This window comes from Thermobifida fusca NBRC 14071 = JCM 3263, from assembly GCF_001592045.1.
Lineage (GTDB): Bacteria > Actinomycetota > Actinomycetes > Streptosporangiales > Streptosporangiaceae > Thermobifida > Thermobifida fusca.
Genome location: NZ_BCWB01000070.1, coordinates 1 through 11,922, shown reverse-complemented (window position 1 = coordinate 11,922; position 11,922 = coordinate 1). Strand labels below are relative to the sequence as shown.

Below are 11,922 nucleotides of genomic sequence, written 5' to 3'. Positions count from 1 at the left end.
GGTCTACCTCAAGGTTGAAGGGCTCAATCCCACGGGCTCCTTCAAAGACCGCGGGATGACCATGGCCATCTCCAAAGCCGCTGAGGAAGGAGCCAAAGCGGTCATCTGCGCGTCCACGGGGAACACCAGCGCCAGCGCCGCCGCCTACGCGGTACGCGCCGGGATGACCTGCGCGGTCCTCGTGCCCCGGGGCAAGATCGCCATGGGCAAACTGGCGCAAGCCCTCGTCCACGGCGCCCGCCTGCTCCAAGTCGACGGCAACTTCGACGACTGTCTGGAACTGGCCCGCCAGCTCTCCACCGACTACCCGGTGGCGCTGGTCAACTCGGTCAACCCGTTCCGCCTCCAGGGCCAGAAGACCGCCTCGTTCGAGATCGTGGACGCCCTCGGCGACGCTCCCGACGTCCACTGCCTGCCGGTGGGCAACGCGGGCAACATCACCGCCTACTGGATGGGCTACCAGGAGTACCACTCAGACGGACTGGCCACCCGCCTGCCGCGCATGTTCGGCTTCCAAGCCAGCGGGGCCTCACCGATCGTCGATGGCGCACCGGTGACCCAGCCGCGTACTATTGCTACTGCCATCCGGATCGGCAACCCTGCTTCCTGGCGGTTTGCGGAAAAGGCCCGCGACGAGTCCGGCGGTCGCATCGATGCGGTCACCGACCGGCAGATTCTCGCCGCCTACCGGCTGCTTGCCGGCCAGGAAGGGGTTTTCGTGGAACTGGCCTCCGCGGCCAGTGTGGCGGGCCTACTGCAGGCAGTGGAAGCCGGGCAGATCGAGCGGGGCAGCCGCGTCGTCTGCACGGTCACCGGCAACGGCCTCAAAGACCCCGACTGGGCTCTGGCCGGCGCCTCCTCTGCCACCACGATTCCTGTCGATGCCCAGGCCGCTGCGGCGGCGCTCGGCCTGGCCTAGCCCAGACCCTCCTCATTCGGAGCCACTGAATGCCTCAGCCGCAGCGCACCGCGGTTACTGTGCGTACCCCTGCTACGAGCGCGAACCTCGGACCGGGATTCGACTCTCTTGGACTCGCATTGGACCTGTCCGACGAGGTCGAAGTCCGCGTCCGCGAGGACCGCAATGTTACGGTGGCTGTCGAGGGGGAAGGAGCGGACAGCGTTCCTCTCGACGAGTCGCATCTGGTGGTACGCGCCATGCGCGCCGCATTCGATGCCGTCGGTCAGACCATGCCCGGTGTCGACCTGCGCTGCCGCAACGCCATCCCGCACGGCCGAGGACTGGGGTCGTCCGCCTCGGCGATCGTGGCGGGCGTGGCCGCGACCGCGGCCCTGGTCGGCGGCGGCCGGCTCGACCGGGACTGGGTGTTCCAGACCGCGGCCGATATCGAAGGCCACCCGGACAACGTGGCCCCGTGTGTCTATGGCGGGTTCACCATCTCCTGGCACGGTGCCAAGACCTGGCGTGCCTGGACGGCAGCTCCCGCACCCGGGGTGCTGCCGATCGTCTGCGTGCCCCGTCGGAGCCTGTCCACCCAGCGGGCCCGGGGGCTGCTGCCTGAGACGGTGCCGCACTCCGACGCCGCGTTCTCCGCGGGACGCGCGGCCCTGCTCGTCGCGGCCGTCCGCGAATGCCCCGAGCTGCTGTTCGAGGCGACCGAGGACCGGCTGCACCAGTCGTATCGGGCCGAAGCCATGCCGGAAAGCGCTGCGCTGGTCGAATCCCTGCGCGGCGACGGCCTGGCGGCGGTGATCTCCGGAGCCGGACCTACCGTCTTAGTGCTCTACCACGGTGCCGCGGGCGATCCCCACGGCGAATCTCCACAAAAGAACAGCGCCATAGTTGATTCAATCCGGCGGCGAGCGGGTACTGAATGGCACATACGCCCCTTAGCGATTGATCTGGTAGGGGTACGTGTCACTTCTCCCCGTTCATAGACTTGTGCCGAGGAATAGCTGTGGGCTCCGGTGATGTTAGGGTAGGTGAAGCACCAGGTGCCCCGCCACGGGGCCTGTGCTTATCCGCCGCAGTGTTTTCCGCGTCAACCGCGCAAGCGGTTCCCGTTCCGCAAGCGCTTCACACGGTTGCCACTGTGTCGAATCCGCGGCGTGTCCGTGGCTCTGCCCACTCCATTGAAGTCCCTAGTTTCCTGGCACAGAAACAACAGGATGGCCCGAGGGCAGTTTCATGCAGCCCATCGTCCCAGTGCCTGGATGTGTCCAGCGCCTGCCGCGATCGGGTAAAACTCGTTGTCCAGTAGCGGTTCCGGCAGCCACACTGGGCACGCCTGACCCGGCCCTAGCCGGTTCGCACCACCGGGCTGGCCGATCACTTCGTCATGACGGCACCAGCCCGCTCCTTGGGAAGGACCCTTAGTGAGCGACACCACCGAACTCCACCAGGACGCGGCGGTCGGTACGCAGGACACGACCTCGTCCAAAGTGGACGTCGGCGACGCCGCGCCCCCCGCTGGCAAGAGCGCGTCAACGCGGTCCCGTAGCCGCTCCGGAGGTACCGGGCTGGCCGCGCTGAAGCTCACGGAGCTGCAGCGTCTGGCGTCCGACCTCGGAATCACGGGCACCGGCCGGATGCGCAAGAGCGAGATCATCGCTGCGATCGAAGCCAAGCAGGGTGGGCCGGTCAGCGCGCCCGAGACCACAACGGCGAAGACCGCCGAAACCGCGAGCACCACAGCCGCGAAAAAGAAGGAGTCCGCCGCCACGACTGAGGCTCCCGCCACCGAACCGGCGGCAGAAAAGGCGGACAAGACCACCGAGAAAACTGCAACAGAGTCGGCTGAAAAGCCGGAACGGACCCGTCGCCGTTCCCGCCGCCGCAGCGGTGAAGAAACCGCGGAGACCCCGGCGGCCGAGAGCAGCGACACCACTGAGAGCGCCAAGGAGGACGCCACGGCGTCGGCTCCCGCAGAAACTGAGAAGACCACAACCGCACAGCCCGCCCAGAACGGCCAGAACGGCACCAGGGAGCGGCGCCGTCGCAGCCGTAACCGCGACGGAGGCAGCGACCAGCAGGCCTCCCAGCAGCAGAACGGCACCAAGAGCGACAGCGACGACGAGGAGTACAGCGGAGGGTCCCGCCGCCGGGGACGCCGCCGTGACCGCCGTGACCGCCGCAACCGGGAGCGTGCTGACCAAGAGCCGGTGATCAGCGAGGACGACGTCCTCCTGCCGGTCGCGGGCATCCTGGACATCCTCGACAACTACGCGTTCGTGCGGACCACCGGCTACCTGCCCGGTCCCAACGACGTCTACGTTTCGCTGGCCCAGGTCCGCAAGTACGGCCTGCGCAAGGGTGACGCCATCACCGGAGCGGTGCGCCAGCCGCGCGAAGGCGAGCGTCGGGAGAAGTTCAACGCGCTGGTCCGGCTGGACAGCGTGAACGGCATGCCGCCCGAGCGGGCGCGCAACCGGCCCGAGTTCTCCAAGCTGGTCCCGCTGTACCCGCAGGAGCGGCTGCGCCTCGAAACCGAGCCGCACATCCTCACCACGCGGATCATCGACCTCATCTCGCCCATCGGCAAGGGGCAGCGCGGCCTCATCGTCTCCCCGCCCAAGGCGGGTAAGACGACGGTGCTGCAGGCGATCGCCAACGCGATCACCCAGAACAACCCCGAGTGCCACCTCATGGTCGTCCTCGTCGACGAGCGGCCTGAGGAGGTCACCGACATGCAGCGCACGGTCAAGGGCGAGGTCATCCACTCGACCTTCGACCGTCCCGCCGAAGACCACACGACCGTTGCCGAGCTCGCTATCGAACGGGCGAAGCGTCTGGTCGAAATGGGACTGGACGTCGTGGTGCTGCTCGACTCCATCACCCGGCTGGGACGCGCCTACAACCTCTCCGCACCGGCGAGCGGGCGCATCCTGTCCGGTGGTGTCGACTCCACCGCGCTCTACCCGCCGAAGCGGTTCTTCGGCGCCGCCCGCAACATCGAGAACGGCGGCTCCTTGACGATCCTGGCTACCGCGCTGGTCGAGACCGGTTCGCGGATGGACGAGGTGATCTTCGAGGAGTTCAAGGGCACCGGCAACATGGAGCTCAAGCTCAGCCGGAGCCTCGCCGACAAGCGGCTCTTCCCCGCGGTGGACATCGAAGCGTCCAGCACGCGCAAGGAGGAGATCCTGCTGTCGCCCGAGGAGCTCAACATCATCTGGAAGCTCCGCCGGGTGCTGCACGCCCTGGACACGCAGCAGGCGTTGGAACTGGTCCTGAGTAAACTCAAGAAGACCAAGAGCAACGCTGAATTCCTGTTGCAGGTCCAGAAGACCACGATCGGGCCGAACGACTAGCGTTCCGCCGGTGCAGGCCTGCACCGGCGGAACGGGTGAGTCCGAGCATCGTTCGGCGGTGACGTGTGCTCATCGTCCTGCCCGTCGACTATGCACGGGAATACGATCCGGACGACCACGGTTCCACGGTCTGGCAGACTGGTACGACGACCGCCGCGGTACCGGTTCGCGCACGCATGCCTCAGCAGTGAAACGGTGACGGCTGCGTGCGTCCGGCGACCGCCACTAGCGAGGAGAACCACCATGAAACCCGGTATTCACCCCGATTACCACGTCACGCAGGTGACCTGCACGTGCGGCAACAGCTTTGTCACCCGGAGCACAGCGCCCAATGGAGTGATCCGGGCTGAGATCTGCTCCTCCTGCCACCCCTTCTACACGGGGAAGCAGAAGATCCTGGACACCGGCGGTCGGGTCGCCCGCTTCGAGAAGCGTTTCGGGAAGCGCAAGTAGCGTCCGTGGCGGTGCGTCCCGTGTCCCGGGGCGCACCACCGCAGCGACTGCCAGTCCGATCCGACCCTTGTGGGGGATGGAAAAGAAGTGAAGCTGGACGACCTACTCGGCGAGTACTACGAGCTGGAGCAGCAGCTCGCCGACCCAGCAGTGCACGCCGACCAGGCTCAGGCACGCACCCTGGCCAAGCGCTACTCCCAGCTCACCCCCATCGTCGCCACCTACCGGGAACTGAACCGGGTCGAAAGCGACATCGAGACCGCCCAGGAGCTGGCCGCCGAGGACCCGAGCTTCGCTGACGAGGCGAAGCAGCTTGCCGCCCAGCGCGAAGAACTGGTTCAACGGCTCCGCACCCTGCTCATCCCCCGCGACCCCAACGACGACAAAGACGTCATCCTGGAGGTCAAGGCGGGAGAGGGCGGTGAGGAGTCCGCGCTGTTCGCCAGCGACCTGGTGCGGATGTACCTGCGGTACGCCGAGCGTCAGGGCTGGAAGACCGAGATCATCAGCGCCACCCACTCCGACCTGGGCGGCTACAAGGACATCACCATCGCGATCAAGAACCGCGGCACGGTGGAACCCGGGCAAGGCGTGTGGCACCGGCTCAAGTTCGAAGGCGGAGTCCACCGCGTCCAGCGGGTCCCCGTCACCGAGTCGCAAGGACGGATCCACACCTCGGCCGTTGGCGTGCTGGTGCTGCCCGAGGCTGAAGAGATCGAGGTGGAGATCAACGAGAGCGATCTGCGCATCGATGTCTACCGTTCCTCGGGCCCCGGCGGGCAGAGCGTGAACACCACCGACTCCGCGGTGCGGATCACCCACCTGCCCACGGGGATCGTGGTGTCCTGCCAGAACGAGAAGAGCCAGTTGCAGAACAAAGAGCAGGCGCTTCGGGTGCTGCGGGCCCGCCTGCTGGCCGAAGCGCAGGCCGCGGCCGAAGCAGAGGCCGCCGCGGAACGGCGCAGCCAGGTCCGCACCGTGGACCGCTCCGAGCGGGTGCGCACCTACAACTTCCCGGAGAACCGCATCTCCGACCACCGGGTGGGCTACAAGGCGTACAACCTCGACCAGGTGCTCGACGGGGAGTTGGACGGCGTGATCCAGGCGCTCGTCGACGCCGACACCAAGGAGCGGTTGGAGGCCGCTCAGCAGTGAACCTCCTGCTCGACGAGGTCGCGCGGGCGACGCTTCGGCTCGCGGAAGCCGGGGTTGCCTCGCCCCGGGCGGACGCCGAGGAACTCGCGGCGTTCGTGCACGGCGTCCGTCGAGGAGAGTTGCACACGGTCGCGGACAGCGACTTCGACGCCCGCTACTGGGAGTGTGTAGCCCGCAGGGCGGCACGGGAACCCTTGCAGCACATCACCGGCCGCGCCTACTTCCGCTATCTCGAGTTGGAAGTAGGCCCCGGCGTTTTCATCCCCCGTCCCGAGACCGAGATGATGGTCTCCTGGGCGATCGACACCCTGCGGGCCATGGACGTCGCCGATCCCCTGGTCGTGGACCTGGGCACCGGGTCGGGCGCGATCGCGATCTCCATCGCCCAAGAGGTGCCCCGCTCCCGAGTCCACGCGGTGGAAGTGGACGCGACAGCGCTGTCCTGGGCGAAACGCAACATCGCCCGCAGCGGACTGGGGGAGCGGATCACCGCCCACCACGCCGATATGCGCACCTGCCTGCCCGAATACCACGGCCGGGTGGACCTGGTCATCACCAACCCCCCGTATGTGCCGCTGGACAGCGCCGACGAGATCCCCCCGGAAGTCCGCGACTACGATCCCGCCATCGCGCTGTGGGCAGGCCCGGACGGGCTCGACATGATCCGCCAGTTGGAAGCGGTCGGCCGCCGCCTGCTGCGCCCCGGCGGATACATCGCTATCGAGCACGGCGACGGACAGGGCATCGACATCCCGCCGCTGTTCCCTGAAGAACTCGGCTGGTGCGAGGTGCGCAACCGGAAAGACCTCGCCCACCGGGACCGGTTCGTGGTCGCTCGCCGTGCCGTGGACTGAGTCAACCGCATCGACAACCCTGGACAGACTGAGGTGAGGGTGTGAGCCGCAGGTACGACTGCGCGGACGACGAACAGCGCAAGGCCGGGATCGCGGATGCGGCCTCCACAGTGCGTCGGGGGGAACTGGTTGTCCTGCCCACCGACACCGTGTACGGGGTGGGCGCAGACGCGTTCAACCCGGCGGCCGTGACCGCGCTCCGCAACGCCAAGCAGCGCGGCCGGGAGCATCCCCCGGCAGTCCTGGTCGGCACGGTCCGCGCAGCGCAGGCGCTCATCGACGACCTCGGCAAATACGGCCAAGACCTGATCGAGGAGTTCTGGCCGGGCCCGCTCACACTCGTGTGCGCGGCCACCCCCAGCCTGTCGTGGGACCTGGGGGACACCAAGGGAACCGTGGCGGTCCGCATGCCCATGCACCCGGTGGCGCTGGAACTCCTCAAAGAGGTCGGCCCCATGGCTGTGAGCGGTGCGAACGTCACCGGCAAGCCGGCAGCGACCACGGTCGAGGAAGCCGAAACGCAGTTCGGCGATGCGGTCAGTGTCTACCTCGACGCCGGCCCCTGCACCAGCACCCCGCCGTCCACGATCGTCGACCTCACCTACGCGGTCCCGCGCGTCCTCCGCTCCGGAGCGATCACTCTCGAGCAGCTGCGTTCCGTGTGCGGCACAGTCATCGCTGAACTGAAGCGCCCCGAACGGGAGCCCAAGACCTCGAACCGCGAAACCCCCCGCACCGCGGAACCGGAGGCGACCAGCGCCTCAGACGAGGGAGACAGCGGGATTCCCCCGGCACAGAAGGACGACTCGGACGCGCCCTGACCGAAGGGACGGGGCCATGCCGAACAGCAGTCCGCGCTGCGGCCGGTCGATGCTAGCGTCAATGTCACCCCTCACAGAACACGTGCCGTGCCGCTGGGAGGGCACGGCCGGTCCACGGAAGGCCCCGCAACGCCGTGCGTGAGTACGCGCTCACCTTCGTTATCGCTGTGGCGGTCACCCACCTGCTGACCCCACTCGTCCGCAGTGCCGCAATCGCTTTCGGAGCAGTCCCGCCGATCCGCGACCGGGACGTGCACACCGAGCCCATTCCGCGCATGGGCGGTCTCGCCATGTACGGCGGTTTCGCTGCCGCACTGCTGATCTCAGCGCAACTGCCCCACCTGCGTGAAGTGTTCTTCGACCAGACGTGGTGGCGCGGCCTGCTGGTGGCGGGCGCGTTGATCGTCGTGATCGGAATCATCGACGACCGGTGGGGGATGGCCCCGGTGCCGAAACTCGCCGGCCAGATCGTGGCCGCGGGCATCCTCGTCTCCCAAGGGGTCCAGCTGCTGTGGCTGCCGTTGCCCGGGACCACGCTGGTCCTCGGACCGGAGCTGGGCACCCTCCTGTCCGTGCTGCTGATCGTGGTCACGATCAACGCGATCAACTTCGCTGACGGCCTCGACGGCTTGGCCTCGGGCATTGTCGCGATCGCGGCCGCGGCCTTCTTCACCTACTACTACGTGGTCGCGGTCGACCAGGGGTTCGACCGCCAGTCCTATCCCGCCATGATCGCGATCATCCTGGTGGGGGTCTGCACGGGGTTCCTCATCCACAACTTCAACCCCGCGCGCGTGTTCATGGGCGACACCGGGTCGATGCTGATCGGCCTGCTGCTGGCGTCAATCACCATCACTGTGACCGGCGAATTCCAGGCCAACGCGGTCGTCCACTTCGACTCCAGCGGCCTCGTGTCCTTCCTGCCGATCCTGCTGCCGCTGCTGGCCCTCGCCCTTCCCCTGGCCGACCTGGTGCTCGCGGTGGTGCGGCGCACCCTGGCCGGCAAGTCTCCGTTCGCCCCGGACAAGAAGCACCTGCACCACCGGTTGCTGGAGCTCGGCCACTCGCATGCCCGCGCCGTGCTGCTGATGTACCTGTGGGCGGCGATCATCTCGTTTGCCGCCGTATCGCTGTCGATCTTCGACGCCCCCGCGATTGTCCTGAGCGTTACCACATTGGTAGCAATTTGTGCGGTGGGGCTCATCACGCTGCCGCGGCTGCGTCGGCGGGCTCTGCTGCGCGCCAAAACCCGCCTTGCGACCGCCACGGACGGCAGCAACTCCGCCGAAAAAAAGTGACGCACTGCACTTGACCAGCGGGGCGTCCGGTAAGGGGCCGTGAACCGGGATTGAACCCTGGAGGAAAGGGCTGGGAGAAGGAGCCCGGTTTTCGAGAGCAGAGTGTCGTGTCGCGAGTGTTTCCGGCAACGGCGGGCGGCATCTCAAGGTGCCCATGGAAAAGCGTGGTGAAACCTTGTGATAGCTTTCACGAGCAAGCACCCACAGCCAACACCGGAGTTCACGCATGCTGGAACACGACGCCAAGGTTCTCCGCGGCGCCGCGATTCCCACCCTGGTGGTCGGAGGCGGCAGCACCGCTGCCTTCCTCGTGTTCTCAGGCACGGTTGGTGTGCTCGGCGCACTCTGTGCGCTGCTACTGGTCCTTGCCTTCTTCGGGGTTTCGGGATGGGCGGTGGCCCGGCTCAGCCGCCGCGACCCGAACCTGTTCATGCCGGCCACTCTGGGCGCCTTCCTGATCAAGGCGCTGATCCTGGCGGCGGCACTCCTGGCGCTGCGCACCATCGACCCTGCCTGGATCGATACCACCGCCTTCGCCGTGACTTCGCTGCTGTGCGTGATCGCCTGGCTGGGTGGTCACGTCCGGGTGCTGGCCACATCCAAGACCTTGCACGTCGATCCGGAGCCGAGCGTCGCCTCCGGCCTGGAGTCCCGGCATGAGAGCACGTGATGCGTGTGGCACGGCACGGATCCCAGTACTCGCCCCCTGTTGTGCGGATGACCACGACAACCTGCTATGTTCCGGAGCGACGGGATGAGCGAGCCGCGGAAACCGGACGAAAGCTCCCCGGAACCCTCCGAGACCTCGGTCGACGGAGTCACCATCGTCTCCCTGCTCATATCCGGCATGGTCGTGTGGGGCGGGGCGGGGTGGCTCTGCTGGACCGATTAACGGATCACGATGCGCTCTTCCTGCCCATCGGTATCCTGCTCGGCCTGGGGCTGGCGTTGTACATGGTTTTCGTCAGGCTTCACGCTCGTTCCAAATAACGATCCACTCCACCGGGTTCACCCTCCGTTCACGGAACCGACCGCAACGGGCGGAAGAACCCGCGCTGACCGCCATTACCGGTCCGCTCAAGACTGAACAGAACCTCTTGATTCACGACGGAAGGGTTCGCCGTGAGTGCTGACACGCTCAACCTCGCTGCCGAGGGCGGTGGTGGTCTGTTCACGCCGGGAGGACCCGGCTTTGAGGCCCCCTCCGTCGGGATCTTCTTTCCCTCCCCCTGGTCCTGGGGCGACTACAGCGAGGCGCTTCCCTACACGAGCGGCATCACCAAGTACGCGGTGCTGCTCGTCGTCGCCACGGCCCTAGTGGCGTTCTTCCTGTGGTGGACCACGCGCAAGCTGGCCATCGTCCCCAGCCGGAAGCAGAGCATCTTCGAGATCGTCGTCCTCTTCATCCGGGACCAGATCTCGCGGCCCATGATCGGAGTGAAGGGCGACCGGTACCTGCCGCTGCTGGTCTCCCTCTTCCTGTTCATCTTCGCGATGAACATCATGGGGCTCATTCCCTTCCTGCAGTTGCCGGTCACCAGTAACCTGTCCTACCCGGTCGGCCTTGCCGCGGTCGTCTACATCACCTTCATCGCAGTGGGTATCCGCACCCACGGCTTCGGCCGCTACTTCAAGAGCGCCGTGGTCCCCTCAGGAGCGCCGGCGTGGATCCTTCCGTTGCTGGTACCCATTGAGATCCTCTCGAACTTCATCATCCGCCCCGCGACGCACGCCATCCGACTGTTTGCGACGATGTTCGCCGGTCACCTCCTGCTGGCGACGTTCGCCGCGGGCGGCTGGTACATGTTCAACCCGTCGGCAGGACCGCTCTACGGCACGATCTCGGTGCTGTTCTCGGGATCGGCGCTGCTCGCGTTCATCATCTTCACCGCTTTCGAGCTGGTGATCATGTTCCTGCAGGCCTTTGTGTTCACCCTGCTGGCCGCCCTCTACATCGGCCAGGCTCAGGAAGCGCACTAGGACCGGTGGGAGCGGTCCGGATCCCTGACTCGACAGTTTTCGTGCCTCCGCCCGGAGGACACGACAACCCATCTGGCCCTGTGGTCACGATCCTCAACAAGGAGAAGAAATGGAAGGCAGCCTGAACGTCATCGGTTACGGCATCAGCGTCATCGGTGCCGGTATCGGTGTGGGTATCGTCTTCGGTCTGGGCATGCAGGCCATCGCCCGCCAGCCCGAGGCCCGTGGTCCGCTGCAGACCAACATTTACATCGGCTTCGCCCTGATCGAGGCGCTCGCCCTGCTGGGCTTCGTTCTCGCTTTCGCCCTTGGCTAAAGCGAACCGGCGAAGGAAGTAGGCAACCAAGCGTGAAGGGGCGCTGACCATGTTGGGCCTGGCCGCCGAAGAGAACGTTCTACGCATTCACATCGACGAACTCGTCTTCGGCCTCATCGCCTTCGCCGTGATCTTCGCACTGGTGTACCGCTACGCGGTGCCGCGGGTCACGAAGATGCTCGACGAGCGCGCCGACGCCATTGAAGGCGGCATCGAACGGGCGAAGAAGGCAGAGGCGGAAGCCGAGGAGCTGCGTCAGCAGTTCCAGGAGAAGCTGGAGGAAGCACACCGGTCCTACGCGGCCGAGCTGCAGAAGGCCAGCGAGCAGAGCGCCGCCATCATCGCTGAGGCGCGCGAGGAGGCCCAGGCCGAGGCGCGACGCATCATCGAGGCGGCTCACGCTCAGATCGAGGCCGACCGGCAGCAGGCCATGGCGCAGTTGCGGGCCGAGATCGGGGCGCTCTCCGCGGACCTGGCAGCTCGGATCGTCGGAGAAACCCTCTCTGACCCCGCCGCGCAGAGCCGGGTCATCGACCGGTTCCTCGCTGAACTGGAAAGCGGGGCTAATCAGCAGGCAGAGGTGCGTTGATGCAAGGTGTCAGCCGTACCTCTTTGACTGAGGTGATCCGGCGCCTCGACGACATCCTGCCGTCCGCCAACACAGCCACGTTGGGCCACGAGCTCTTCGAGGTCGTGGCCCTGCTGGACCAGGAGCACTCCCTGCGCCGCTGGCTGGCGGACCCCGCCGGCTCCCCGGACAGCAAGTCCGAGCT

The 11,922-nt window shown here is 66.7% G+C and carries 13 protein-coding genes and 1 pseudogene; all 14 read left to right on the top strand.

What is annotated here, in order from left to right; genetic code table 11:
* The coding region (thrC, locus tag TF1_RS15330) for a threonine synthase (RefSeq protein ID WP_061784011.1) at positions 1 to 919 on the top strand (919 nt) is incomplete at its 5' end.
* 29 nt (positions 920 to 948) lie between these two features.
* A complete protein-coding gene (thrB, locus tag TF1_RS15325; protein ID WP_011292845.1) occupies positions 949 to 1,899 on the top strand; it encodes a homoserine kinase in 951 nt (316 codons plus the stop codon).
* 438 nt (positions 1,900 to 2,337) lie between these two features.
* Positions 2,338 to 4,272, top strand: a complete 1,935-nt coding sequence (gene rho / locus TF1_RS15320) for a transcription termination factor Rho (protein ID WP_016189128.1) — start codon at positions 2,338 to 2,340, stop codon at positions 4,270 to 4,272.
* Between the two features lie 243 nt (positions 4,273 to 4,515).
* Complete coding sequence (rpmE, locus tag TF1_RS15315) at positions 4,516 to 4,725, top strand: 50S ribosomal protein L31 (protein WP_011292843.1); 210 nt, start codon at positions 4,516 to 4,518, stop codon at positions 4,723 to 4,725.
* A gap of 87 nt (positions 4,726 to 4,812) precedes the next feature.
* Entirely contained in the window at positions 4,813 to 5,880 is a 1,068-nt protein-coding gene (prfA, locus tag TF1_RS15310) for a peptide chain release factor 1 (RefSeq protein WP_011292842.1), read from the top strand.
* Complete coding sequence (gene prmC / locus TF1_RS15305; protein ID WP_011292841.1) at positions 5,877 to 6,734, top strand: peptide chain release factor N(5)-glutamine methyltransferase; 858 nt, start codon at positions 5,877 to 5,879, stop codon at positions 6,732 to 6,734. Before prfA ends, prmC begins: the two co-directional genes overlap by 4 nt.
* A 41-nt stretch (positions 6,735 to 6,775) precedes the next feature.
* Positions 6,776 to 7,555, top strand: a complete 780-nt coding sequence (locus tag TF1_RS15300) for an L-threonylcarbamoyladenylate synthase (protein ID WP_011292840.1) — start codon at positions 6,776 to 6,778, stop codon at positions 7,553 to 7,555.
* A 134-nt stretch (positions 7,556 to 7,689) separates the two neighbouring features.
* On the top strand, positions 7,690 to 8,853 hold the full coding sequence (locus tag TF1_RS15295) for an MraY family glycosyltransferase (RefSeq protein ID WP_011292839.1): 1,164 nt from the start codon (positions 7,690 to 7,692) through the stop codon (positions 8,851 to 8,853).
* A 226-nt stretch (positions 8,854 to 9,079) separates the two neighbouring features.
* Positions 9,080 to 9,523 carry a hypothetical protein gene (locus TF1_RS15290; RefSeq protein WP_011292838.1) on the top strand — a complete coding sequence of 148 codons (444 nt, stop codon included), beginning with the start codon at positions 9,080 to 9,082 and terminating at the stop codon, positions 9,521 to 9,523.
* Positions 9,524 to 9,607: 84 nt separating this feature from the next.
* Positions 9,608 to 9,745: a hypothetical protein gene (locus tag TF1_RS16575; RefSeq protein WP_255266201.1), complete on the top strand. Its 138-nt coding sequence runs from the start codon at positions 9,608 to 9,610 to the stop codon at positions 9,743 to 9,745.
* Between the two features lie 230 nt (positions 9,746 to 9,975).
* Entirely contained in the window at positions 9,976 to 10,833 is an 858-nt protein-coding gene (gene atpB / locus TF1_RS15280; protein ID WP_011292836.1) for a F0F1 ATP synthase subunit A, read from the top strand.
* Between the two features lie 109 nt (positions 10,834 to 10,942).
* Positions 10,943 to 11,149 carry an ATP synthase F0 subunit C gene (gene atpE, locus TF1_RS15275; RefSeq protein WP_011292835.1) on the top strand — a complete coding sequence of 69 codons (207 nt, stop codon included), beginning with the start codon at positions 10,943 to 10,945 and terminating at the stop codon, positions 11,147 to 11,149.
* A 49-nt stretch (positions 11,150 to 11,198) separates the two neighbouring features.
* Positions 11,199 to 11,738, top strand: coding sequence for a F0F1 ATP synthase subunit B (locus tag TF1_RS15270; RefSeq protein WP_011292834.1), 540 nt, complete (start codon positions 11,199 to 11,201; stop codon positions 11,736 to 11,738).
* A pseudogene (locus tag TF1_RS16570) lies at positions 11,738 to 11,922 on the top strand (F0F1 ATP synthase subunit delta); the annotation flags it as partial. The gene TF1_RS15270 and the pseudogene TF1_RS16570, both read left to right, overlap by 1 nt.